Here is a 23,261-nt window from a genome sequence, read left to right as displayed (position 1 = left end):
GGAACTACATGGCTCAAGTCATCGCTATAGCCAATCAAAAAGGAGGAGTCGGTAAAACGACTACCAGTGTGAATTTGGCTGCTGCTTTGGCTGCATTGCGTAAGCGGGTATTACTGATTGATATAGACCCGCAGGGTAATGCCACTACGGGAGTCGGTATCGATAAGCATGCTCAAGCCTTAAATCTCAATGATGTATTACAAGAGCGCACACCAGCACGTCTAGTGGTAACTCGTATTGGAGATGAGTCTTCAACCTTATATGCTATTCCGGGCACACCCGATCTCACCGAATCCGAAGTAGCCTTAATGGGGGCTGCACGGCGTGAATATCGCCTCAAACAAGCTTTAGCGCCTATTCTCAATGACTTTGACTTTATCATTATTGATTGTCCGCCCTCGTTAAATATGCTCACCGTCAATAGCCTGGTAGCGGCTAATGGGGTGATTATTCCCATGCAATGTGAGTACTATGCCTTAGAAGGGCTAAGTGCTTTGATGAGTACCATTGAGCAAATTCGCCAAAGTGCGAATCCGCAATTAGTGGTTTTGGGGTTAATCCGTACCATGTTTGATCCGCGTAGTAATCTAGCTCGTGATGTCTCGGATCAGCTATATAGTCATTTTGGCGATAAGCTCTATAGTACGGTTATCCCAAGAAATATTCGTTTAGCTGAAGCGCCGAGTCATGGTGTACCGATTTTAAGCTATGACAAAAACTCGCGTGGAGCCTTAGCGTATTTAGCACTCGCTGCTGAAGTGCTAGGACATAATCAACCCGTAGTACCTGAGGATGTGATTGAATGGTAAAGAAAACCGTCTTGGGACGCGGGCTAGATGCATTATTAAGTACTAAGACCGCCTTAGAACCCCCTACTAATCAGGCAGCACTCAAAAAAATTCTCCTAGATCAGATTCAGCCCGGACGCTATCAGCCACGTAAGCATATCGACCCCGTGGCTTTAGAAGATTTAGCTGCATCGATTAAAAGTCAGGGTTTAATTCAACCTATTGTGGTGCGGCGCATTGATGCAGAGCGCTATGAGTTAATTGCAGGTGAGCGGCGCTGGCGAGCTTGTCAATTAGCAGGCATGATTGATATTCCCGCCGTGGTGCGTGATATACCTGATCAAGCAGCAGCGGCTTTGTCTCTAATCGAAAACATTCAACGTGAGGATCTGAATGCAATCGAAGAGGCTAATGCTTTAAAGCGTCTTATCGAAGAGTTTGGTTTGACTCATCAACAAACAGCGGATGCAGTAGGGCGTTCGCGGGCGGCGATTACTAATTTATTACGTTTAATCGAGTTGCCCGCTGAGTTAAAAGCTATGGTGGAACGTAATGAATTGAGTACGGGGCATGCGCGTGCGTTGCTAGGGCTAAAGGATGAAGTTCAGCAACTAAAACTAGCCGAGCGTATTATTGCGCAACAATTAAGTGTACGTACTACTGAAGAGCTAGTGAAGCAGGCTTTAGCACCCAAAGTCACCAAAGCTTTACCCGCACGAGTCGATGCCAATATGCGTACCTTACAAGATACCTTATCGGAGCGTTTGGGAGCACGGGTGAGTATTAATCATTCTAAGCAGGGTAATGGTAAATTAGTGATTGAATATCATAATCTTGATGAATTGGATGGTATTCTGCATCGTATCCAAAGTTAAAGACGACTATTTACAATATTTTTACAGCTTTGTCATAGCAATAGTTGCTGGCAAGGTCACTTATCTGCATAATACGCGCTTTATTTTGGAACGGTTATTTCTGGAGAAAACCCTTGCCTAATATAGCATCAGTTAAGAAGCGTGTGCGCCAATCCGAAAAGCGCCGCATGCAAAATAAGCATCTACGTTCACGTATGCGTACTTTAGTTAAAACAGCTCAAACGACTATTGCCAGTGGTGATAAAGAAGCAGCACAAAAAGCTTTCCAAGTGGCAGTTTCTGTGATTGATTCCACCGCAGACAAAGGTATTGTTCATAAGAACAAAGCGGCACGCGATAAAAGTCGTCTCAATGCTAAATTGAAAGCGTTGGCTTTGGCGAATGCTGGTTAATTATTTCCTGCAATCCCAGTGTACTTATTCAATCACCTAATCAATCCTTAGCATCTTATGCTCAAAGTAGGTTTGACAGGTGGGATTGGCTGCGGCAAAAGCGCCGCAGTTAGTCGGTTTCAGTCCTATGGTGTCCCCGTAGTGGACGCTGATCTTATTGCTCGTCAAGTAGTTGCAGTAGGAGAGCCTGCTTTACTGCTACTGGTTGAGGCTTTCGGGGCGGAGATTCTTACCTCAGATGGGGCATTGAATCGCGCTAAATTACGCCAGATAGTTTTTTCAGATGCCGAGCAACTCAAAAGACTTGAGGCTATTTTGCATCCCCTTATTCGTGAGCGCATTCAACAAGCGGTCGAAAGCTATAAAAATGCACCCTATGTGCTAATTGATATTCCCCTCTTAATCGAAAAGGGTTATAAAAGCCTCTGTGACCGTGTAGTGGTAGTGGATTGCTTACCCGAACAACAAGTGGCGCGGGTGTTACAGCGTGATCAAACCACTGAGTTACTAATACAGCAGATCATGCAAACACAAGTCCCGCGTGAAGTGCGCTTACAGCATGCCACCGATGTATTGGACAATACCCATACTGTAGAACAGTTGTATCAAGCTGTTGATGATTTACATGCCAAGTTGCTTAACATTGCCCAGACTCGCTAACTAGTACAGTGTTAACAGGGATGATGTTTGATTGAAGTTGGCGCCTACCGAAAGGCAACAGAGCACTGTTATGATTATTTATGAACAACCCCTCACCGAAAAGATACGCCTTTTTTTAAGACTAGAAGCCTTAGTCAAGCGCTATCGTTATCATATGCGTGACCCCGATGCTGCACCGGAAGAATCACTCGCTGCACTATTAGTATTATTGGATTTATACAATTTAGCAGCTCGCGTTGATCTTAAAAGTGAAGTGATAAAAGAACTGGATCGGATTGCTTTAGTAGCCAAGCAAACCTATAGCTCTGAAGCAGGTACTGAAACCCTAGCGGTGATTTTAGATCAGCTTCAGCAACACGCTGCTTTCCTACACGCTCTGCCTAGTCAGTTAGGTAACTACCTACGCGATCACTCCTTTTTTAGCAATTTACGCCAACGCGCTGCTTTACCCGGTGGCTTGAATGGGTTTGATAGTCCAGTATTGCATTTTTGGTATCAGCGCCCGATTGAGACTCGGCGGGCAAATTTAGAGTCATGGTCTAAACCGTATCAAGTAGCAGCCGATGCGCTGACTTTTTCCCTGAATCTAATCCGTAATTGTTGCGACACCACCGAAGTGGTAGCTAAGGCTGGCTTTTTCCAAATGGTGTTAGATAGTCGTAAACCCTATCAGTTATTACAGATTATGTTGCCTAATGAGGAGCGTTACTACCCAGAAATTAGTGCGGGTAAGCAACGTTTTTCCTTACGTTTTTTAGATAGTGAGGAAATAGGTGAGCGTAGCAAGCAACAATCTACCCACGATATTATTTTCTATCTTAAATTGTGTAATTTTTAAGGGCTAAATAATGGATGAGCAAACCCGCCTAGAGCTAGAAGCTGCGGCATGGCGTAAATTAGTCAGTCATCTGCAAAAGCGCACTGATGTACAAAATATTGACTTAATGAATCTTGCCGGTTTTTGTCGTAACTGTATGGCTAAATGGTATAGGGGTGCGGCGACCGAGCAAGGTTTGACCCTAGATTATGAGCAGGCGCGTGAATTGATTTATGGTATGCCTTACTCTGAATGGAAGCAACTCTACCAAAAAGAGGCTAGCTCAGAGCAGATAGCACAATTTAATAACATTACACCCGAACAACAAACTCACTAAAGAATCATAAAAAGCCCTTTTCCCCCCCTAAAGATTACGTCACTATGCTAGTGGGCTTTGTGTTGCTATAAGTGTAATTTCTTGCGGTTGTTTTAGAGTTACGCTTTACTAAGCATATTTATTGGAGAGCATCGGCTAAGACGTGATGGCTAAAGCAAAAACTACTCCCTCCCCCTCTTTTGAAGAGGCGCTATTGGCATTAGAGCAATTAGTACAGAGTATGGAGGAGGGCAATCTTCCCCTAGACGATGCTTTGCGTGCTTATGAAAAAGGCATACAACTGACTCGACTGTGCCAAGAGTCGCTAACACAAGCCGAGCAACGCGTCCGAGTATTACAGCAGGATGGTAGTGAAAGTACTTTGGCTGCCTTACCAGAAGGATCGTCATAATGGCGCTTAGCCCGCAGCTAGTAGCTTATCAACAGCGGATTGAACAGGTGCTCGATCAAGTATTGCCCTCGACTCTGGTGTTACCGACGCGCTTGCATGCCGCTATGCGTTATGCGGTATTGAACGGTGGTAAGCGTATGAGACCTATGCTGGTTTATGCTACCGGTCAGGCATTGGGACAAGAGCTGGAGTGTTTGGATCATGCAGCGGCGGCTATTGAGTTAATTCATGTCTATTCGCTGATTCATGACGATTTACCAGCGATGGATAATGATGATCTGAGACGAGGTAAGCCCACTTGTCACCGCGCTTATGATGAGGCTACTGCTATTTTAGCGGCTGATGCCTTACAAGCCCTAGCCTTTGAACTGCTGACTCTTGCACCTAGCACCCTTAATACCACTCAAGTCTTACACATGATTCGCCTATTAGCTCAAGCTGCTGGCTCTCAGGGCATGGTGGGGGGACAGGCGATTGATTTAGCCTCGGTAGGTAAACTGCTCACGGAGTCTGAGTTAGAAACCATGCACCGCTATAAAACCGGTGCTCTTATTCGCGCTAGTGTAGGATTAGGTGCTAGAGCTGCTCATTGTTCAGAGGCTCAGTATCAAACCTTAGATCACTATGCAGCTTGTATAGGTTTAGCATTCCAAGTGCAGGATGATATTTTAGATATTGAGAGTGATACGGCAACCTTGGGCAAAACGCAAGGGGCGGATATAGCCGCGAATAAACCGACCTATCCCTCGATTATAGGAATAGCAGCCGCTAAACAAAAACTGATTACCTTATACGATCAGGCGCTGAGTGCATTAGCTGATCTCGACGAGCGTGCAGATTCACTACGCGAAATTGCTGAATTTACGGTAAAGCGCGTGCACTAAAATTGCACCTGTCTTGCGGTATACTGACATAGGGCATGGTCATTAAGTCCCGTTAACAACAAAAGATGCTGTATCCACCTTCAAAAGGTGGATGTGTAGGAGAAGCAGCCTGATGCTAGAACAAATCCACTCACCTGCCGATTTAAGGCAATTAGTTCTTACGGACTTACCCTCAGTATGTAATGAGTTACGCCAATTTTTATTAGATACGGTGTCATTAGCGGGAGGGCACTTTGCTTCTAATCTAGGGACGGTGGAATTAGCAGTGGCTCTGCATTATGTATTTAATACTCCAGAAGATCGTTTAGTTTGGGATGTAGGGCATCAAGCTTATCCGCATAAAATTCTAACGGGACGGCGCGAGGAGATGATGAGCATTCGCCAAAAGGAGGGCTTATCTGGTTTCCCTAAGCGCTCAGAAAGCTCTTATGACACCTTTGGCGTGGGTCATTCTAGCACTTCCATTAGTGCCGCTTTAGGTATGGCATTAGCCGCCCGTGCTAAGGGCTTAGATTATCAAGCCATTGCGGTGATTGGTGATGGGGCGATGACCGCTGGTATGGCGTATGAAGCACTAAACCATGCGGGTGATTTAGATGCTAATTTATTGGTGGTGCTCAATGATAATGAAATGTCTATCTCCCCTAATGTGGGCGCACTGCATAAGTATTTAACACGGCTATTATCGGGGCGTATGTATGCCAGTGTGCGCGAGAATGGTAAAAAGGTGCTATCCAGTAGTCGTTCCCTCTCACGCCTAGCTAAGCTCACCGAAGAGCACATGAAAGGCATGGTATTGCCTAGCACCTGGTTTGAGGAAATGGGTTTTCACTACTTTGGTCCCATTGATGGACACGATGTAACCGAAATGGTCAGTGTCTTACAAAACCTTAAACAGATTAAAGGGCCGCGCTTATTGCATGTGATTACTCAAAAAGGTAAGGGCTATGAACCCGCCGAAAATGATCCTTGCATGTATCATGGAGTCAGTCCCTTTGATTTAAATAAGGGCATTAGCACTTTAGCCAAGAAAAGTACTCCCACCTATACCCAAGTCTTTAGTGAGTGGTTATGCGATATGGCGGCTCTTGATCAGCGCCTGATGGCTATTACTCCAGCTATGTGTGAAGGTTCTGGTTTGGTGCGCTTTGCTCAGGAGTATCCAGAGCGTTATTTTGATGTAGGTATTGCTGAGCAGCATGCCGTGACTGTTGCTGCGGGTATGGCTTGCGAGGGATTAAAACCGGTAGTAGCCATTTATTCCACCTTCTTGCAACGAGCCTATGACCAATTGCTTCATGATGTAGCAATTCAAAATTTGCCAGTAGTGTTTGCGATTGATCGAGCGGGTTTAGTGGGGGCGGATGGTCCTACCCATTCGGGTAACTATGATTTGTCTTATCTACGCTGTGTGCCCAATATGGTGATTATGGCCCCTGCTGATGAGAATGAGTGTCGGCAAATGCTCTATACCGCATTTAAGCAAAATGTACCGACTGCGGTACGTTATCCACGCGGTAAGGGGATAGGTATAATGCCTAATTCTAGTTTGACTGAATACGCAATTGGTAAGGGTGAGGTACTACGCAAAGGTAAACGCATCGCTGTTTTATTATTTGGTTCTTTATTAGCGGAGGCGCGTATTGTCGCAGATGAACTAGATGCTTCTTTAGTCAATATGCGTTTTGTAAAACCACTAGATGAAGCATTAATTCAAACCCTGTCCCAAACCCACGATTTACTGGTGACTTTAGAGGATAATGCCATCATGGGGGGCGCGGGCAGTGGGGTAAATGAGTATTTGGCTCAGGCTGGAATCATTATGCCCGTACTCAATCTAGGGATTCCCGATGAGTATATTGAGCATGCATTGCGCGAAGAACAGTTCGCTTTATGTGGTTTAAATGCACCAAGCTTAATCCAGCGTATCCGTGAGCATGCTTTAAAGGTGCTACCCCCTCAAGAGTTAGTGGCAGTAGCACCTAAAGTAGTGGCCTAACTAAGCTAAAAAGGCAGATAGTTCAAAGGTTTTACTATCAGCCTTTTAGCCAGTGTGTTTAACGCAAGGCCTGTAAACCGCTACTAATCCCTTTCAGTGAAATGGGTAAGAGCATGGGTTTATTGGTATTGCTAGGGGTAAAGGCTACTACCGCTTTTTTACCCTTTTTAAATTGAGCGGTCATATTGTCATCTAAAGCAAAGCCCGCTCGACAACCACGAGGTTGACAATCACCGACAAAACTCACGGGAGCATTTAAATCCACTTGTAGATGAACACCTTGGCGCATATCAACACCCGCTGGTAGCTCTAGAATGATAGTGGGATTCTTTTTGTTCGGTGCATAACCAATGACGGTAACCATTAAGGGTTGATCGCTGCCCTCTTTACTGACGGTTTGTTCTAAATAACAAACTGCTTTGCCGTTTTGTGCGGTTTGGCAATTGCCACCCCAATCACCAAAACGAACCCCCTGAACAGCCTCGGCAGCTAATGCTGCATGGCTTAATAGAGAAAGTGCAGTAACTAGCACAACAGATTTGAGTCTAGATGACATCCTGTTCTCCTTAGTTAGAGTGAATTGAGTCGCAGAGTTTAGCATGAGCTGCCGATAAAAATAGCACTGCAATTGTAATCCTGACTGATAGATGCAGCTTGAATCAAGGCATGGCAAAATGCCGCACCTGATTTAAGCAAGCTATTGAGTATACTAGCATGGTCTTCCTATGATAACTGAACCTATCTATAACCCACCGCAGGGCTTTGAGGTGCTCTACGCTGATGAGGCGCTAGTAGTGGTTAACAAGCCCGCTGGCTTGCTGTCAGTGCCGGGTAGTGTAGCTGAGCGTGCCGATTGTATGATTACTCGCGCCCAGACCTTGTACCCCGATGCTTTAATTGTGCATCGCTTAGATATGAGCACTTCGGGTATTTTGGTGTTAGCACGCGGTAAAACGCTACACCGTACTTTAAGCATTGCCTTTGCCGAGCGCCTAGTGGATAAGCGTTATATTGCCGTAGTAGAGGGTAAAATGGCGCAAACTAAGGGTGAAATTAATCTTCCCCTGATTGCCGATTGGCCGAATAGACCTAAACAAAAAGTGGATTTTGAGTTAGGTAAGCCCTCGCTCACCCGTTATAAAGCCCTTAGTTATGATGCTGAATTAAATGCTACCCGCCTAGAGCTAGAGCCTGTTACGGGGCGCTCCCATCAATTACGGGTGCATTTATTGAGTATCGGGCATATTATTTTGGGCGATGATTTATACGCACCAGAGGCGATTAGATTGAAAGCTCCAAGGTTATTATTACACGCCAGCTTTATTAGTTTACCGCATCCCATGACCCAAGAACGTTTAAGCTTTACTTGCCCAGCCCCTTTTTAGTAGTAGGAATTATTAGTTATGCACCACCACGCGCACTGGCCTACTTTTGGTCTAGTTCTGAGTTGCTTTTTAGCTTTGGGGCTGTTGTTTGGTGCTTGGCAAGTCATGATTACCGATTTGCAACAAGCGCTGCAACTGTCCCCTAGTACCTTTGGTTTAGCTCTTACCATCGGGGTACTAGGCTCCTTACCGGCTATGTTTTTAACGGGACGCTTAGCGGACAAATTTGGAGCGCGGCGGGTGATGGCGATTAGTTGCTTATTAATGGCTTTGGTAGTCGCACAACTCTATTGGGTCAATCATTACCTAGTACTGATTTCGGCATTGTTTTTATTGTTAGGCAGTGCAGGGGCTTTAGATGTGGCGATTAATGCCGCAGCCGTGAATTATGAGCAACGTACCACGCATAAAGCGATGAGCTTTTTTCATGCAGGCTATAGTGGGGGCGCGGCGGCCTCAGCCCTAATGACCGGATACTTATTATCTATTCATGTGCCCTTTCGCCTCATTTATTTATGGATTGCATTAGGGGTAGCGGTGATTGGTTTATTAGTATTACTTGCTAAGCCTTTAGATAGGTTGATTAGTCACCCTATAGCACAACAAGACAACCATAATGCGGCACAAGGTTTGGCGGGGTTATTTAGAATTCCCCTACTAATGATCTTAGCGACTATTGCGGGCTTGACGTTTTTTTCAGAAGGTACTTTAGAGATTTGGTCAGCGGTGTATTTGCGTCTAGCCTTAGATTTGCCCGTGTTATTAGGTGCGGCGGGGCCTGCTATTTTTCATATCGCTATGATGTTAGGGCGTCTAACGGCTGGATGGGTGGCCAACCATTTTGAGCGCCGTAAAGTGCTCTTAATGGCAGGCATAGTAGCGGCTTTAGGCATGATAGTTTCTCTTAGTACTACCTATCCCCCCTTGATTCTTTTGGGCTTTTTAATGTCTGGCTTGGCACTGGCAGGTATTGTTCCGATTGTGTTTTCACTAGCAGGTGGAGTCGCACCGGAGCGCTCTGGGCAGGTTATCTCGGTGATTACTATTATGGGCTATAGCGGCTTTTTAGTGGGACCGGCTTTAGTCGGGAGCTTGGCGGATTGGTTAGGATTGCGCATTGCTTTATTGCTATTAATTGGAGCAGGGATAGGGATTCTAATTTTAAGTATGCGTTTGAAGCAGTATCTGCCTTCACTTAGTCACGCTAAAGCTACAGCAGGCTGATGAGGCCGCTGTAGGTCAGTGATAGCGTTTAAATGTTTAATCAATGGGTACGAATAGGTCGCGCGGTGTATTTGCTTTAACAGTAAATTCATAGCGCTTCTTTTTTTGGTTGTCATAAGTCGCCACTGCCGCATAGATACCGGGCTTAATATCCATAGTAAAGGCGTGACGGCTTTGTTGTGTTTTCAGCAGTCTGTCTTTACCATCACGCTCAATACGATAGACCTCCCAAGTGACAGGTTTAAAAGCAGGCTGATTAGCGATAGTAGCAATCAGATTGACTTTTTCCTCTTTAGGATCTGCTTGAGTAAATGAAGTTAAAGATAAGGCACTGAGTACCAAGGCCGTTAATAAAGGTTTTATTGGAATGGACATCATGCTTCCCTCCTGGGTATCGAACATCCTTGTTATTTGCTATGGGCAAATAAATTACATTAATCTGTTGAAAGTAAAGGGATATTTTGTAGCTACTTTCACTATATAAGTGTAGTGCTAGTCTTTAGAAGTTCCAGTGGGAAAATTAACGAAATTATAGAGTTTAAATGAATGATGTTTAAATTTTAGATTTTTAACTTGCTAACTGTTTGATTTATCATCATAAAATAATGTGGTTTTGTTGAGCTAGTCAATCTGAGGGGTTAAAAAATAAAGAGCTGAATATTTTTATTCAGTCAATAAACTTTATTGATTTTTAATTACTCTATACTAATCAATAAGCTAGCATTTCCTTAGCTAGCGCTTTAGTAGCAGGAGTCAGATCAATTCCCCCAATCATACGAGCAATTTCTAAAATGCGCTCATCATCCTTAAGCACTTCAATGGTAGTTGTCGTGCTAGCACTGGTCTTATCTTTAGTCACTTTATAATGATGATGAGCTTGCGAGGCGACCTGAGGTAGATGAGTTACACAAAGCACTTGACGGTTGGTTCCTAGCTGACGTAATTGTTGTCCAACTATTTCAGCTATACCGCCGCCAATGCCTGTATCTACTTCGTCAAAAATCAATGCTGGCAGGGTGAGACGTTGGGCTGCAATCATTTGAATCGCTAAACTAATACGCGACAACTCCCCTCCAGAAGCGACTTTAATTAAGGGTTTTAGCGGTTGTCCCGGATTAGCACTCACCATCAGCTCAATGTTATCACTACCGTAGGGGCTAATTTGCTCTGTTTGCGTTTCAATACCTAGAGTAAAAACCCCGCCCTGCATACCTAATTGTTGCATAGCTTGTGTTACTCCTTGAGAAAGCTCTTGAGCTGCCTGAATACGCTGCTTAGTAAGTTGTTGTGCGGCTTTAAAATAATCTTGGCGTGCAGTGTGGAGGCGTACCTGTACGGTTTCTAGATCGTAATCGCCCCCTTCTAATTGCGCTAGCTCTTGTCTTAAACGCTGATGCTGTTGTGTGAGTTCATTAATATCCCAGCGATATTTGCGAGCCAGTTGGCGAATATCAGCAATACGTTGTTCTACCCAATAGAGACGCTCAGGATTAGTTTCTAAATCCTCGGCATAATCACGCAGACTGACAGCGGCTTCTTGTACCTGAATTTGTACACTCGTGATGAGTTCTAAGGGGGCATTGAGGCGCTGATCTAAACTGCTTTGCTGAGCAAGCGATTGCTGAATTTGGGTAAGCTGTGAATAAAGAGAGGGTTCGGACTCATAGAGTTGGTGAAAGCTCCACTCAGCGACTGAGCGCAAATCCCCCGTATTAGCCAAAATACTCAATTCTTCATCTAAAGCAGCTAATTCATTATCTTGTAGGTCGAGTTGATCCAGTTCTTGCAGTTGAAAGCGTACTAGCGCTAAGCGTTCCTGATGTTGTTGTTGTTGTGTCGTGAGTGTGGCGAGGCGTTCTTGTAGGGATTTGACTTGTAAATAGGCTTGATTAACCTGTTGGAGTAAGGTGCTATGATTGCCAAAGTCATCTAATAATTGGCGCTGCATATCGCGTTTCATGAGGGATTGATGCTCATGTTGCCCATGAATATCGACCATCAATTCACCTAAATCACGCAGTTGGGTCAAGGTACAGGGCGTGCCATTAATCCATGCTTTAGATTTACCTTGAGCTGAAATGATGCGGCGTAGTAAACAAATAGCTTCGCCTTGATCTAGCTCTTGCTCTTGCAGCCAAGCTAGAGCAGCAGGGGAATGTTGAGTATCAACACTTAAAATAATCTCCGCTTTTTCTGCACCATAGCGCACGGTTGTACTATCTGCTTTATCACCCAGTACTAAGCCAATTGCATCTAATAAAATCGATTTACCTGCACCCGTTTCTCCAGTGAGAGCGGTCATGCCGGGGTATAGCTCTAAGTTTAATTCATCAATAATGGCAAAATCGCGGATATAAATATGTGTCAGCATTACAACTGCAATCCCCAGTAAAGTTTGGTGCGCAATATATGGTAATAATCATAACCTTGAGGGTGCAATAAGCGTAAGCGATCTTTAGATTGAGTAATGTGTACGCGGTCGCCAGATTCTAGGTCAATATCATTATGACCATCGAACGAGACGCGTGAGTTAATCGGACGATTAGTACATAAATGCAACTCAATCAAGCTATTGCCACCCACTACTAAAGGGCGCTGCGTGAGAGTATGGGGACAGACCGGAACCATAACAATGGCATTGAGTTCAGGATGCATAATAGGGCCGCCGCTAGACAACGCATAGGCAGTAGAACCCGTGGGGGTTGATACCACAATACCATCAGCGTGTTGGGTATGAACAAATTTTTTATCAATATAGGTAGTGAACTCAATCATTCTGACCTGATCACGAGCATGAATCACTACATCATTCAGTGCTTTACCTTGACCTAATAGCTCCTCACCACGCCATGCTTCAGCTTGGAGTAGCGTGCGTTGTTCTTCGTGAAAATTTCCGGCTAAGACAGGACCTAACTGGTTATGTAGCTCTTGTGGCTTAATATCGACTAAAAAGCCTACGCGCCCACGGTTGACCCCTACTACTGGAATATTATAGGCAGACATCATCCGCCCCACTGATAGAAGCGTACCATCGCCTCCTACCACAATAGCAAGATTAATGATTTGAGCCAGTTCTGGTAGGGTATGGCAAGGTTGCTGCAACAGGCTGCCAGCATATTTATCTAAGTAGAACGTATAGTTCAGTTCAGAAAGATACTGAGTTAGGCTGATAAGGGTATCATGGATTTGCAGATCATCACGTTTGGCAAAAATACCGATCCGATTAAATTGTCCCATAATCACTCAAGCGCTCATTCGATAATGAGCATCCATTGTAGCTAGCCCGCTCTTAAAACGCTAAACGCATTTGATAAATTTGCCACAAGAAAAAGCGGTTGTGGTTTTAATGATTAAAAATGACTCTTAAAGTGTAACAAATTTGTCATAGACTTAGGTGAAATATGACTTTAGTCAATGCTGGAGTGGTAGAAAAGTCACATACTGAAACTATTCAAGTAATGGCTCAAGAGGATTGAAAAATGAAAAAGGCTGCTTTAGCGCTTTTAGTAATAGGTTTAATGGCTCAAGGTGTGGTCTTGGCGGGTGGAGTAGCTGGCGCAAAAAATGGCGTAATTGTGCGTGTAGGCGCTGCTATGGTAGCTCCCCACGGTGATGGATTAACTATTCCTGCTGGTAGAGTTGAGGTAGGTGATAATACCCAATTAGGGCTAAGTGTCAGTATTCCTGTATCACGTAACTTAGCAGTAGGTGTGTTAGCTGCCACACCGTTTAAGCACGATATTTCTCTAGGCGGTACTAAGGTAGGCACTACCAAGCATTTACCACCTACAGTCACATTACAATATCGATACCAAGATGGTAGTAATGTAGTTCCTTATGTGGGTGCTGGAATAAATTATACTAAGTTTTTCAAAGAGCAAACTACAGGTGCTTTAGCTGGAACCAATCTGAATTTAGATGATTCTGTCGGTGCTGCCGCTGAGATAGGGGTAGATTGGAAGTTAAGCAAGCGTTGGGGTTTGAATATGGCTGCATGGTATGCAGATATTGAGTCTGAAGCTACGCTCAATGGTGCCAAGTTAGGTACTGTTAAAATTGATCCTTGGGTTTATATGGTAGGTGCTTCTTACCATTTCTAATAAATAACTAAACTCCTAACGTTTCATATGTCACCTTTAACATGAGTGATGAGTTTATTGAGTCACTCATGGTTATTAAGGTTTTTAGCGTCTTAGTCATAGACTCGCTCCCGTTCGTTGTTCGCTAAGACGCTTTTTCTCTCTCTCGAATCTCTCCCTAAAGCATGGTATGGTTTTGTTCTAAAATAGCTTTAAGAACAGGATAGTTTATGTATACGGGTATCGTACAAGCAGTGGCTGAAGTCGTAGCAGTAGAGCGCAAAGAAGGTCTTACCTCGCTTGCAATTCAGTTAACTCCTCAGCTACGTCAAGATTTAAAGCAAGGCGCGAGTGTGGCGGTGGATGGGGTGTGTTTATCCGTAGTCCAGCAAGCCGAGGAGTATGTTGCGTTTGATGCCATGCTCGAAACCTTAAACAAAACCACCTTAGGATCCTTAGAGGTAGGTAGCACAGTCAATATTGAGCGTTCAGCGTGTCAAGGGGATGAGGTTGGCGGACACATACTCTCAGGGCATGTAGAGGGAAAAGCTCAAATTATTGCCATCGAACATGCTGAGCATAATCATATCGTTACCTTCCAATACCCTGCGGAATGGCAAGAGTATATTGTGCATAAGGGTTTTATTGCTGTGAATGGCTGTAGTTTAACGGTAGTGAAAGAGCAAGAGGGCAATACTTTCCAAGTCTATTTCATTCCTGAAACCTTAAGAGCTACCACGTTTGCTAGTAAGCATGTAGGGGATTGGGTGAATATTGAAATTGATACCCAAACTAAATTAATAGTAAATACTGTTAAGCGCTATTTATCCGGTTTAAATCTGACGCATCAGTCATAAAAATAGTACACGCATTCTTATCAATCTCCGCTACACTATCCAAACCGCTATACACGGTTTACTACAATGTTAGGAGGATGCAGTATGTCAACTTGGTTAAAATCTTGTTTATTGCTGGTTTGTTTATGGCTGCCGTTTCAGTCTCAGGCTGCTGAAGCACCTTTTCCACCGCAGAAGAGTTTTGCAGGTCAAAATTTAGTACTCAATGGAGTCGGGGTAAGACCCAAACTATTTTTAAAATTATATTTGGCTGGTTTATATCTACCCGCTAAAGCTAAAGACGCTAATGCTATCCTAATGGGGCGCACCCCTATGGCTATGCGTCTGCAAATTAATTCTTCTATGATTAGCAGCGCCGATATGGAAGAGGCGGTGCGTAATGGTTTTACTCAATCGGCAGGCAATAAAGCTGCGGCATTAAAACCACGTATTGATCAATTAGTAGCAATATTTAAAGAAGAGATTAAAGTCGGCGATTTATACGATTTTGTTTATGTAGGGGGGAGCACGCAAATTTTTAAGAATGGGCGTAAAACAGCTACGATTGCAGGTGATGATTTCAAGCAAGCTTTATTTGGTATTTGGTTAGGTAATCAACCAGTACATCAAGGATTAAAGCAGCAATTATTAAAAGGTTGAGGCACTTACTATGGTCTGGCGACATAATTATTGGTGGTTCATAATTGTAATTATGTCGCTAGGACTGAATATAGGATTAGCTCTATTAGCTAAAAAGCTTTATCTAGATAATAATGAGTTGAGATTAGACCCCTTACAACTCAATTTATATTCTGATAATGAGGTTACTCAGAAAACTAAAACCCGTGTTGTATTTTTTGGTGATTCTCGTGCTTTAAGTTGGTCAGCGCCTGAGTTAGAGCATCTAGAATTTATCAATCGTGGCATCGGTCAACAAACATCAGCACAAATTCAATTGCGTTTTGATCAGCATGTTAAACCTTTACAAGCGGATTGGGTAGTGTTGCAATTAGGTGTTAATGATTTAAAAGCTATTCCTTTATTCCCAGAACAACGCGCTAGTATTATTGAGCAATGCAAAAATAATTTACAACGTATTATTCATCAAGCCCACGCACAGGGTAGTAAAGTGCTACTCACTACCGTTTTTCCTTTGGGTGAAGTACCTTTAGAGCGTATGCCTTTTTGGTCACCTGAGGTAGCTGACGCTATTAATACGATTAATGAATTTATTCGCTCACTCCAAGGGGATAAAATTGAGGTATTAGATACTTATCAGCTTTTAGTCAGTGCTACTCCCCAAAAAATTCGCCAAGAATATAGCCGTGATTTATTACATTTAAATGCAGAAGGGTATAAGCAGTTAAATAAAGCATTGATGAGTTTTTTTAGAGATCGATAATGACTTTAAGTGCAAGTTTATTGATTGACGTATTAATTTTGCCACTATTAATACGTCATCTTCGTTATTATTTAGTGCTATCGACAGCAATTTCCAGCGTATGTTTGTCTTCTGCCTGTATTTTAAAGTCTTTTTCTTTTACCACGTCCGCTAATGATACCACCACTTTATAATGTCCCTGAGTTAAACTTAAACTAATCGAGTGTCGATTAAGAGTATAAAGAGGTGGGTTTAGTGGTATCTTTTTATCACGTGGATTGACCTTAAATACCTTCCACGTCACCAAAGGGGATAGGCTGGGGTTGCCGCCTATAGTTGAGATTAGATTAATCTGACCTGTTACATCTTGAGCCATGATTGAGGGTGAGGAGAGTAATGTAGCGCTGAGCATGATGGGTATTAAACACCATTGCCGCCTACCATGAGGTATGTTCATGTTGCAATGTCCCTAGTTTCATCCTGAGTTAGGATAGCAATAAATGAAGTATTTGGTACAATTTTTAATCAAAACGAGGTAAGAGTTAGATCTGTTAATTAACTCTAAATAATAGATGTAATAGATAATGACTACTTACACGCCACACACAGATCTATCCCTTGCATAGACACGGTTTTAAAAATGTACCCTACTGAGCGTAAGCGATTATATTGAATTTTCAAGTTTAGTTTGAGTTAAAAAATAATTAGTAATTTAAAAAATAATAGTTTAAATATTAAAAAATTCATTTAAGTCAATAAACTTAACCCTAGGATCACGCATTATTTTTAGGGTTATACCTTGAAGTCTGATAAACAACCCACATAGTGTGAACATGTACTATACAAAATGTTTTTAGCGGGGAATGCGTATGCGCATGGATAAACTCACAGTTAAGTTTCAGTCCGCCTTACAAGATGCTCAGTCGCTTGCAGTAGGGCGCGACCATCAATTCATTGAACCCACTCATATGATGATTGCTTTATTAGATCAGGAGGGGGGGACAACACGCGGCTTACTCAGTAAAGCGGGTGTCAATGTTAATCAACTACGTTCTAAATTAGGTGAGGTGCTAGATCGTTTACCAACCGTTACTGGAGGGGATGCAGGTTCCATTCATGTCTCTAACGATTTAGCTAAATTACTTAATGTGGCCGATAAACTCGCCCAGCAACGTAAAGATCAATATATCTCTACTGAGTTATTTGTATTAGCGGCGGTAGAAGATCGCGGCGCGATTGGCATGATTTTGCAAGACAGCGGTGCGGTGAAGGGTGCTATTGAAAAAGCAGTGGATGCTATGCGCGGTGGGCAAGCGGTGAATGATCCTAATGCCGAAGATCAGCGCGAAGCTTTAGCAAAATATACCATTGATCTCACGGAACGTGCCGAGCAGGGCAAAATCGATCCTATTATTGGGCGTGACGAAGAAATCCGCCGTATGGTGCAGATTTTACAGCGTCGTACTAAAAATAATCCGGTGGTGATTGGTGAGCCGGGCGTGGGTAAAACAGCCTTAGTTGAGGGCTTAGCTCAGCGTATTGTCAATGGTGAAGTGCCTGAGGGGATGAAAGGCAAACGCTTATTATCGCTTGATTTGGGCGCATTATTGGCGGGCGCGAAATTTCGCGGTGATTTTGAGGAACGCCTCAAGGCAGTACTCAATGATATAGCCAAGTCAGACGGCAATATCATTTTATTCATCGATGAAATTCATATGATGGTAGGTGCAGGTAAAGCAGAAGGCTCGATGGATGCGGGCAATATGCTAAAACCTGCTCTGGCGCGTGGTGAGTTACATTGTGTGGGAGCTACTACCCTAGATGAGTATCGCCAATATATTGAAAAAGATGCAGCCCTAGAGCGCCGCTTCCAAAAGGTGCTGGTAAGTGAACCCACCGTAGAGGACTCCATAGCTATTCTGCGCGGTTTGCAAGAAAAATATGAAGTACATCATGGGATTGAGATCACCGATCCGGCCTTAGTAGCGGCAGTAACGCTTTCACATCGCTATATTGCCGACCGAAAATTACCCGATAAAGCCATTGACTTGATTGATGAAGCCGCTTCGCGTATTCGTATTGAAATTGACTCCAAACCAGAGGCTTTAGATATTTTAGGGCGACGCTTAATTCAATTAAAAATTGAACGTGAGGCTCTGAAAAAAGAATCCGATCCTGCCTCTAAAAAGCGTTTAGCTGCGATTGAAGAGGATATTACTAAGCATGAGCAAGACTATGCGGCTTTAGAGCAAAAGTGGAAAGCTGAAAAGGCTGCACTACAAGGCACGGCGCATATTAAAGAAGCATTGGATCAAGCACGAATTGAACTGGATACTGCACGTCGTGCAGCCGATTTACAGCGTATGGCTGAATTACAGTACGGACGTATTCCAGAACTGGAAAAGCAATTAAAAGCAGCGGATGCAGTCGCTAATGAAGAAGCTCAAACAGCGCACAAGTTAGTAAAAAATCGTGTGACTGATGAAGAGATTGCCGAGGTCGTATCGCGTTGGACGGGTATTCCGGTGAGTAAAATGCTGGAGTCAGAAAAAGCTAAACTGCTAAGTATGGAGGATACACTACGCAAGCGTGTCATCGGTCAGGAGGCGGCGATGGTCGCAGTATCGAACTCCATTCGGCGCTCGCGGGCAGGGATTTCTGACCCTAAGCGTCCGATTGGTTCTTTCCTATTTTTGGGACCCACGGGGGTAGGTAAGACCGAATTGACTAAAGCACTGGCGCAATTCTTATTTGATAGTGATGATGCGATGGTGCGGTTGGATATGTCGGAGTTTATGGAAAAACACTCGGTCGCGCGTTTGATTGGAGCACCTCCGGGCTATGTGGGTTATGAGGAAGGTGGCTATTTAACCGAAGCAGTACGGCGGCGTCCTTATGCGGTGATCTTATTTGATGAAGTGGAAAAAGCTCATCCTGATGTGTTCCATATCTTGCTACAAGTGTTGGATGATGGACGCTTAACCGACGGTCAGGGGCGTACAGTGGATTTCCGCAATACCGTTATTGTCATGACCTCTAATCTGGGATCTGATTTGATTCAGACGATGGCAGGTGAGGAAAACTACGCTGCTATGAAAGCAGCGGTAATGGAAGTTGTAGGGCGTCACTTCCGTCCTGAATTTATTAATCGGATTGATGAAAGTGTGGTATTCCACCCCTTAGATCGACAAGAAATTCGCCAAATTGCTAATATCCAGCTCAATAGTTTACGCAAGCGCCTCAGTGCGCGTGAACTCGGTCTGAGCTTTACACCCGCAGCGATGGATTTTATTGCAGAGGTTGGGTTTGATCCCGTTTACGGAGCGCGTCCGTTAAAACGGGCTATCCAAACCTATGTAGAAAATCCCTTAGCTCAAGAAATTCTTAGTGGGCGTTTTATGCCCGGTGAAACGATTCATGTTGATGTGAAAGACGACAAACTCATTTTTACTGAAACCGCTGCTTCTGAAGAAATGAATTAGCAGCTTCGTCCTTCAAGAGGGATTAAACAGCGCCACCTACGGGTGGCGTTTGTTTTTTGAGATTGGCTAAGTTAGAGGGGCTATACCTTTAGAGATAGATGCTAGTGATAACTACTTTTGACGTTTGTCATTCTGGCTTAACGTCTCTATGATAGAATGCTGCATTGCAATAAAAATGATGTAGGTAGACAGCACCATGACAGAACACAGTTTAGCGAGTGCTTTTAAGACAGCACGCGAGTATGGTTTAGGCGAATTTTTAGAAATTATCAGTGAGTTATCACAAGAAAGTACTAAAAAAGGTCATATTGACCGCAAGCATAAAGAGTTGATTACCCTAGGGATTGCGTTGGCTAAAGATTGCCATCGTTGTATAGAAATTCATAAAGCCGACGCTAAAAAATTGGGAGCCACCGATGCTGAGATTCAGCAAGTCCTGAAAATGGCTTTATATACGCAAGCTTTACCAGAGGAGCACCAAGAACCGTTATGGCGTACTTGGGAGGACTCGTGGCGTGAATTTGCCTTAAGCCGTGGTGCTATTGAAAAACGTCACCGTGAATTAATAGGGCTGGGTATTGCCCTAGTGAAGCAGCATAAGCGTTTAATTGCTTGGCATGCTCAGGCAGCCTTAGCGTTTGGGGCTAAACCTGAGGAATTATTTGAAATTGTGCCTATTACCTTATTAATGGATGGTGCACCTGCTCTATCACAGATCCCTCACCTGACTAAAGTATTAGAGCAAAGTACGGCTATTTCTACAGCCGCTTAAATGAATTATTGAATTCATTCAAGGTCTTGAAAAAGAAACGCCGCATCCATGCGGCGTAATAAAAGGGCTTAAGGGATCGTATCTAGTTTTGGTTAAATTATTTCACTATATCTCGGTAAGCATGCCAGCTCGCATGGGCTACTAAAGGCATTAATACGATCAGACCAATATCAAAAGTGAGTATGCCGATTTGAATAAGGAGCGCTACCACAAATCCCCACACTAAGAGCGTAACTGGGTTTTTCTGAAACGCTTTAATGCTAGTACTAGCAGCCGTTACAATGTCCACTTTACGATCTAATAATAAGGGAGTGGTAACGACCCCAGTGATAAAAGCAAGGAAGGCAAATAAGAACCCAACTGCCAAGAAGCCTAGACCAAATAAGGGATCAGCACTAAATAGACCTTGTAATAGACCCGCATAGCCATACTCATTAATAGTGATGGTTTCATTAAAGGATACCCCCACTACTAAAGCACTCATCCTCACCCAGAAGATCATTAGCATGCCTAAGGCAATGGCATATAAACCTAGACCTAAAGCATTATAGCGGATACTCAGAAATGACTGGACAAGATTAGGCTTTTGACCTTGTTCTAGTTGTCGACTCAGATCGTATAAACCGAGGGCTAAGAAAGGTCCTACGATCAAAAATCCGGTTGAGGCAGCAACAATAAAAGCGGAGTTTGCAGAGGATACTACACTCATCACAATGCCAACCACCGCAAAGATCAAGCCATAAGTGAGGCTTAATAAGGGAGCTGATTTTAAATCCTGCCAACCTTTCGAGAGCCAAGTGGTGATTTGAGCTAGCTCTACTTTATTAACGGGATAGCTATTGAATAGACGCTCAGGAGCAGGAACAAAATTAGGATCAAGAGCGGGTTTGCTAACATAATTTTCCATTTTATTCTCCTACAGACTTTTTTTGGGCAATATACTGAGGCGATAAAGCAGACAGATTGTTAATTGATCAGTTTAATCCTTAGTGTTTTACTCGGTATTAGGCATAAATTTAATCTAGATTATGAGGGCTGACTATAAACCCCAACTTTTTAGGTTTTTCTTAACGAATCGTTCAGCCTAGAGTGCTCAGTGCTTTAGCAAGCGACTGAGCCTCAGTGATGAGGGTATGGGATGGGGTAGGCTGACTGGACAGGCAGTACGTATAAGAGAGCTAAGAAAACTAGCTACGAATGCCTATACCTCGATTGAGTAAGGATAGGCTGTAAGTGCCTAACCCTATAATAAAAATTACTAACACCGCAAAGCTCAACCAAGGTGACATATCAGACACACCTAGCACGCCATAGCGAAAACCATTGACCATATATAGCACGGGGTTTAAGAAAGAAAGGGTTTGCCAAAAATCCGATAACATACTGACCGAATAAAATACCCCACCTAAATAAGTGAGGGGCGTTAACACAAAAGTCGGTACAATAGAAATATCATCGAAACTTTTAGCATAGACGCCATTAATCAGTCCAGCGAGGGAAAATAAGGTAGAGGTTAAAATACCCATACTAATCATGAGAAGTGGATGCTCAATATGGAGTTGGCTAAAAAACAAGGAAACAATAGTGACGGCGAAACCCACCGCCATGCCGCGAGCTACGCCACCTCCAATAAAGCCTGCTAAAATAATCCAATTAGGTGTGGGTGAAACAAGCATTTCTGCGATATTACCTTGAAATTTACTGCCATAAAAAGAAGACACGACGTTAGCATACGAGTTAGTAATAATAGTCATCATAATGAGACCGGGCACTATGAACTCGATATAGTCATAGCCTTCCATTTTACCAATCGCAGGTCCAATTAAATGACCAAAAATCACAAAATATAAAGCAGTGGTAATGACCGGTGGCAAAATCGTTTGTATCCAAATGCGGGAAAAGCGTAGTATTTCTCGAATCAGTATCGTATAAAAAGCTACCCATTTTTGTGGTTGGTTCATACTGCTTTAGCCTCTTTATTGCTTTCTACTAAATCAATAAATAATTGCTCTAGACGATTGGTTTTATTGCGCATACTAGCGATTTGAATCTGGTTACCTTTAAACCAATCAAATACTTGATTTAAAGAAAAGCTTTGTCTGTGAAAAGATATTTCTAGGGTAGTACTATCACGTAGCTCAGCAGCTAAGCTAGGATTTACTGGTAATTGATCTATAGGTGATGCAAGATCAAATACATAGGTTTCAGTATCAATACGATTGAGCAATTGTTTCATACTGGTATGCTCAATCAGTTGCCCCTGATCAATAATACCAATATTGCGACATAAACTTTCGGCTTCTTCTAAATAATGGGTAGTGAGAATAATCGTTGTACCGGATTCATTCAGTTCGGTCAGAAAATCCCACATAGAGCGGCGAATTTCAATATCAACGCCAGCCGTGGGTTCATCCAATATTAATAAACGTGGTTGATGAATTAAAGCACGCGCAATCATTAAACGCCGCTTCATTCCACCGGATAATTGTCGCGCTTGATCTTTGCGTTTTTCCCATAAACCTAATTGATTCAATAGTGCTTCAGTACGCTCTGAGGCCTCAATACGTGAAATACCGTAATATCCGCCCTGATTTATAATAATTTCACGCACGGGTTCAAATACATTGAAATTAAATTCTTGAGGGACGAGTCCAATCTGTGCTTTAGCTTGTTCGCGTTGAGTATCGAGGTCATAGCCAAAAATACGCACTTGACCGCTGGTTTTATTCACCAGAGAGCTGATAATGCCGATGGTAGTGGATTTGCCTGCCCCATTAGCGCCTAAAAGAGCAAAAAAATCCCCCTCTTGTACGGTCAGATCAATACCTTTGAGAGCCTGAAAACCATTAGCATAGACTTTAGTAAGTGATTGAATATCGAGCGCTGCGCTCATATTAAGCCTCGGAACAATGAGAGGGGAGATAGTGTAGCACAGGTGGGATAGGGCGGGTATGTGTGT

Annotated in this window: 25 protein-coding genes; 17 read left to right on the top strand and 8 right to left on the bottom strand. The window is 43.3% G+C overall.

Annotation, left to right across the window (positions count from 1 at the left end; translation table 11 throughout):
• Window positions 1-8: 8 nt before the first annotated feature.
• The 9 genes from IPL34_RS01685 (at window position 9) to dxs (ending at window position 7,143) form a co-directional block, all read left to right on the top strand.
• Complete coding sequence (locus IPL34_RS01685; protein ID WP_296836755.1) at window positions 9-809, top strand: ParA family protein; 801 nt, start codon at window positions 9-11, stop codon at window positions 807-809.
• Window positions 803-1,663 (top strand): ParB/RepB/Spo0J family partition protein, encoded by an 861-nt coding sequence (locus tag IPL34_RS01680; protein WP_296836752.1) that lies wholly within the window; start codon window positions 803-805, stop codon window positions 1,661-1,663. Before IPL34_RS01685 ends, IPL34_RS01680 begins: the two co-directional genes overlap by 7 nt.
• Before the next feature lie 113 nt (window positions 1,664-1,776).
• Entirely contained in the window at window positions 1,777-2,055 is a 279-nt protein-coding gene (gene rpsT, locus IPL34_RS01675) for a 30S ribosomal protein S20 (protein ID WP_296836749.1), read from the top strand.
• Window positions 2,056-2,112: 57 nt separating this feature from the next.
• Window positions 2,113-2,715, top strand: a complete 603-nt coding sequence (gene coaE, locus IPL34_RS01670) for a dephospho-CoA kinase (RefSeq protein WP_296836746.1) — start codon at window positions 2,113-2,115, stop codon at window positions 2,713-2,715.
• Between the two features lie 70 nt (window positions 2,716-2,785).
• Window positions 2,786-3,553 (top strand): cell division protein ZapD, encoded by a 768-nt coding sequence (gene zapD / locus IPL34_RS01665; RefSeq protein WP_296836742.1) that lies wholly within the window; start codon window positions 2,786-2,788, stop codon window positions 3,551-3,553.
• A 10-nt stretch (window positions 3,554-3,563) separates the two neighbouring features.
• Window positions 3,564-3,869 carry a DUF1244 domain-containing protein gene (locus IPL34_RS01660; protein WP_296836739.1) on the top strand — a complete coding sequence of 102 codons (306 nt, stop codon included), beginning with the start codon at window positions 3,564-3,566 and terminating at the stop codon, window positions 3,867-3,869.
• Between the two features lie 145 nt (window positions 3,870-4,014).
• Entirely contained in the window at window positions 4,015-4,260 is a 246-nt protein-coding gene (locus IPL34_RS01655; RefSeq protein WP_296836736.1) for an exodeoxyribonuclease VII small subunit, read from the top strand.
• Window positions 4,260-5,144, top strand: coding sequence for a farnesyl diphosphate synthase (locus IPL34_RS01650; RefSeq protein ID WP_296836733.1), 885 nt, complete (start codon window positions 4,260-4,262; stop codon window positions 5,142-5,144). The genes IPL34_RS01655 and IPL34_RS01650 overlap by 1 nt, the downstream gene beginning before the upstream one ends.
• Window positions 5,145-5,256: 112 nt before the next feature.
• Window positions 5,257-7,143 (top strand): 1-deoxy-D-xylulose-5-phosphate synthase, encoded by a 1,887-nt coding sequence (gene dxs / locus IPL34_RS01645; protein WP_296836731.1) that lies wholly within the window; start codon window positions 5,257-5,259, stop codon window positions 7,141-7,143.
• A gap of 58 nt (window positions 7,144-7,201) precedes the next feature.
• Here the strand turns inward: dxs and IPL34_RS01640 are convergent, their stop codons facing one another.
• Window positions 7,202-7,699, bottom strand: a complete 498-nt coding sequence (locus tag IPL34_RS01640) for an invasion associated locus B family protein (protein ID WP_296836728.1) — start codon at window positions 7,697-7,699, stop codon at window positions 7,202-7,204.
• 169 nt (window positions 7,700-7,868) lie between these two features.
• Between IPL34_RS01640 and IPL34_RS01635 the strand changes: the two genes are divergently transcribed.
• Window positions 7,869-8,528 carry a pseudouridine synthase gene (locus tag IPL34_RS01635; protein WP_296836725.1) on the top strand — a complete coding sequence of 220 codons (660 nt, stop codon included), beginning with the start codon at window positions 7,869-7,871 and terminating at the stop codon, window positions 8,526-8,528.
• A gap of 18 nt (window positions 8,529-8,546) precedes the next feature.
• Window positions 8,547-9,752 (top strand): MFS transporter, encoded by a 1,206-nt coding sequence (locus tag IPL34_RS01630; RefSeq protein WP_296836723.1) that lies wholly within the window; start codon window positions 8,547-8,549, stop codon window positions 9,750-9,752.
• A gap of 36 nt (window positions 9,753-9,788) precedes the next feature.
• Here IPL34_RS01630 and IPL34_RS01625 read toward each other — a convergent pair whose 3' ends face one another.
• The 3 genes from IPL34_RS01625 to IPL34_RS01615 form a co-directional block, all read right to left on the bottom strand.
• On the bottom strand, window positions 9,789-10,130 hold the full coding sequence (locus tag IPL34_RS01625) for a hypothetical protein (protein ID WP_296836721.1): 342 nt from the start codon (window positions 10,128-10,130) through the stop codon (window positions 9,789-9,791).
• 331 nt (window positions 10,131-10,461) lie between these two features.
• Complete coding sequence (recN, locus tag IPL34_RS01620) at window positions 10,462-12,123, bottom strand: DNA repair protein RecN (RefSeq protein WP_296836720.1); 1,662 nt, start codon at window positions 12,121-12,123, stop codon at window positions 10,462-10,464.
• Window positions 12,123-12,989 (bottom strand): NAD(+) kinase, encoded by an 867-nt coding sequence (locus tag IPL34_RS01615; protein ID WP_296836719.1) that lies wholly within the window; start codon window positions 12,987-12,989, stop codon window positions 12,123-12,125. The genes recN and IPL34_RS01615 overlap by 1 nt, the downstream gene beginning before the upstream one ends.
• Window positions 12,990-13,231: 242 nt before the next feature.
• Here IPL34_RS01615 and IPL34_RS01610 point away from each other — a divergent pair, with 242 nt between their 5' ends.
• From IPL34_RS01610 to IPL34_RS01595, 4 genes are all read left to right on the top strand, one after another.
• Window positions 13,232-13,852 carry an OmpW family outer membrane protein gene (locus IPL34_RS01610; protein ID WP_296836716.1) on the top strand — a complete coding sequence of 207 codons (621 nt, stop codon included), beginning with the start codon at window positions 13,232-13,234 and terminating at the stop codon, window positions 13,850-13,852.
• Between the two features lie 209 nt (window positions 13,853-14,061).
• A complete protein-coding gene (locus IPL34_RS01605) occupies window positions 14,062-14,688 on the top strand; it encodes a riboflavin synthase subunit alpha (RefSeq protein ID WP_296836713.1) in 627 nt (208 codons plus the stop codon).
• 84 nt (window positions 14,689-14,772) lie between these two features.
• Window positions 14,773-15,327 (top strand): chalcone isomerase family protein, encoded by a 555-nt coding sequence (locus tag IPL34_RS01600; RefSeq protein ID WP_296836710.1) that lies wholly within the window; start codon window positions 14,773-14,775, stop codon window positions 15,325-15,327.
• Between the two features lie 52 nt (window positions 15,328-15,379).
• Entirely contained in the window at window positions 15,380-16,069 is a 690-nt protein-coding gene (locus IPL34_RS01595) for a GDSL-type esterase/lipase family protein (protein WP_296836707.1), read from the top strand.
• Window positions 16,070-16,136: 67 nt separating this feature from the next.
• Here the strand turns inward: IPL34_RS01595 and IPL34_RS01590 are convergent, their stop codons facing one another.
• On the bottom strand, window positions 16,137-16,505 hold the full coding sequence (locus IPL34_RS01590; RefSeq protein WP_296836704.1) for a hypothetical protein: 369 nt from the start codon (window positions 16,503-16,505) through the stop codon (window positions 16,137-16,139).
• A gap of 412 nt (window positions 16,506-16,917) precedes the next feature.
• Here IPL34_RS01590 and clpB point away from each other — a divergent pair, with 412 nt between their 5' ends.
• Entirely contained in the window at window positions 16,918-19,530 is a 2,613-nt protein-coding gene (gene clpB / locus IPL34_RS01585) for an ATP-dependent chaperone ClpB (RefSeq protein ID WP_296836702.1), read from the top strand.
• A 196-nt stretch (window positions 19,531-19,726) separates the two neighbouring features.
• Complete coding sequence (locus tag IPL34_RS01580; protein WP_296836700.1) at window positions 19,727-20,302, top strand: carboxymuconolactone decarboxylase family protein; 576 nt, start codon at window positions 19,727-19,729, stop codon at window positions 20,300-20,302.
• Window positions 20,303-20,399: 97 nt separating this feature from the next.
• On the opposite strand, the gene IPL34_RS01575 is transcribed toward IPL34_RS01580, so the two are convergent.
• The 3 genes from IPL34_RS01575 to IPL34_RS01565 all read right to left on the bottom strand — a co-directional run bounded on the left by IPL34_RS01575 (window position 20,400) and on the right by IPL34_RS01565 (window position 23,195).
• Window positions 20,400-21,209: a DUF2189 domain-containing protein gene (locus IPL34_RS01575; RefSeq protein ID WP_296836698.1), complete on the bottom strand. Its 810-nt coding sequence runs from the start codon at window positions 21,207-21,209 to the stop codon at window positions 20,400-20,402.
• A gap of 280 nt (window positions 21,210-21,489) precedes the next feature.
• Window positions 21,490-22,263 (bottom strand): ABC transporter permease, encoded by a 774-nt coding sequence (locus IPL34_RS01570; RefSeq protein WP_296836695.1) that lies wholly within the window; start codon window positions 22,261-22,263, stop codon window positions 21,490-21,492.
• Window positions 22,260-23,195, bottom strand: coding sequence for an ABC transporter ATP-binding protein (locus tag IPL34_RS01565; RefSeq protein WP_296836691.1), 936 nt, complete (start codon window positions 23,193-23,195; stop codon window positions 22,260-22,262). Before IPL34_RS01565 ends, IPL34_RS01570 begins: the two co-directional genes overlap by 4 nt.
• Between the last annotated feature and the right edge of the window lie 66 nt (window positions 23,196-23,261).

This window comes from Thiofilum sp. (assembly GCF_016711335.1).
Classification (GTDB): Bacteria; Pseudomonadota; Gammaproteobacteria; order Thiotrichales; family Thiotrichaceae; genus Thiofilum.
The sequence above is the reverse complement of the archived record's forward strand: the minus strand, read 5'-3'. Positions and strand labels throughout refer to the sequence as shown.

Bases quoted from the DNA above. Each gene is read 5' to 3' on its own strand.
- IPL34_RS01680 (WP_296836752.1), top strand. From the start codon at position 803: ATGGTAAAGAAAACCGTCTTGGGACGCGGGCTAGATGCATTATTAAGT.
- IPL34_RS01660 (WP_296836739.1), top strand. From the start codon at position 3,564: ATGGATGAGCAAACCCGCCTAGAGCTAGAAGCTGCGGCATGGCGTAAA.
- IPL34_RS01650 (WP_296836733.1), top strand. From the start codon at position 4,260: ATGGCGCTTAGCCCGCAGCTAGTAGCTTATCAACAGCGGATTGAACAG.
- IPL34_RS01610 (WP_296836716.1), top strand. From the start codon at position 13,232: ATGAAAAAGGCTGCTTTAGCGCTTTTAGTAATAGGTTTAATGGCTCAA.
- IPL34_RS01625 (WP_296836721.1), bottom strand. From the start codon at position 10,130: ATGATGTCCATTCCAATAAAACCTTTATTAACGGCCTTGGTACTCAGT.
- IPL34_RS01655 (WP_296836736.1), top strand. From the start codon at position 4,015: ATGGCTAAAGCAAAAACTACTCCCTCCCCCTCTTTTGAAGAGGCGCTA.
- IPL34_RS01635 (WP_296836725.1), top strand. From the start codon at position 7,869: ATGATAACTGAACCTATCTATAACCCACCGCAGGGCTTTGAGGTGCTC.
- IPL34_RS01600 (WP_296836710.1), top strand. From the start codon at position 14,773: ATGTCAACTTGGTTAAAATCTTGTTTATTGCTGGTTTGTTTATGGCTG.
- coaE (WP_296836746.1), top strand. From the start codon at position 2,113: ATGCTCAAAGTAGGTTTGACAGGTGGGATTGGCTGCGGCAAAAGCGCC.
- IPL34_RS01595 (WP_296836707.1), top strand. From the start codon at position 15,380: ATGTCGCTAGGACTGAATATAGGATTAGCTCTATTAGCTAAAAAGCTT.
- IPL34_RS01630 (WP_296836723.1), top strand. From the start codon at position 8,547: ATGCACCACCACGCGCACTGGCCTACTTTTGGTCTAGTTCTGAGTTGC.
- dxs (WP_296836731.1), top strand. From the start codon at position 5,257: ATGCTAGAACAAATCCACTCACCTGCCGATTTAAGGCAATTAGTTCTT.
- IPL34_RS01570 (WP_296836695.1), bottom strand. From the start codon at position 22,263: ATGAACCAACCACAAAAATGGGTAGCTTTTTATACGATACTGATTCGA.
- IPL34_RS01565 (WP_296836691.1), bottom strand. From the start codon at position 23,195: ATGAGCGCAGCGCTCGATATTCAATCACTTACTAAAGTCTATGCTAAT.
- IPL34_RS01605 (WP_296836713.1), top strand. From the start codon at position 14,062: ATGTATACGGGTATCGTACAAGCAGTGGCTGAAGTCGTAGCAGTAGAG.
- IPL34_RS01685 (WP_296836755.1), top strand. From the start codon at position 9: ATGGCTCAAGTCATCGCTATAGCCAATCAAAAAGGAGGAGTCGGTAAA.
- IPL34_RS01615 (WP_296836719.1), bottom strand. From the start codon at position 12,989: ATGGGACAATTTAATCGGATCGGTATTTTTGCCAAACGTGATGATCTG.
- IPL34_RS01640 (WP_296836728.1), bottom strand. From the start codon at position 7,699: ATGTCATCTAGACTCAAATCTGTTGTGCTAGTTACTGCACTTTCTCTA.
- IPL34_RS01575 (WP_296836698.1), bottom strand. From the start codon at position 21,209: ATGGAAAATTATGTTAGCAAACCCGCTCTTGATCCTAATTTTGTTCCT.
- zapD (WP_296836742.1), top strand. From the start codon at position 2,786: ATGATTATTTATGAACAACCCCTCACCGAAAAGATACGCCTTTTTTTA.
- IPL34_RS01590 (WP_296836704.1), bottom strand. From the start codon at position 16,505: ATGAACATACCTCATGGTAGGCGGCAATGGTGTTTAATACCCATCATG.
- recN (WP_296836720.1), bottom strand. From the start codon at position 12,123: ATGCTGACACATATTTATATCCGCGATTTTGCCATTATTGATGAATTA.
- IPL34_RS01580 (WP_296836700.1), top strand. From the start codon at position 19,727: ATGACAGAACACAGTTTAGCGAGTGCTTTTAAGACAGCACGCGAGTAT.
- clpB (WP_296836702.1), top strand. From the start codon at position 16,918: ATGCGCATGGATAAACTCACAGTTAAGTTTCAGTCCGCCTTACAAGAT.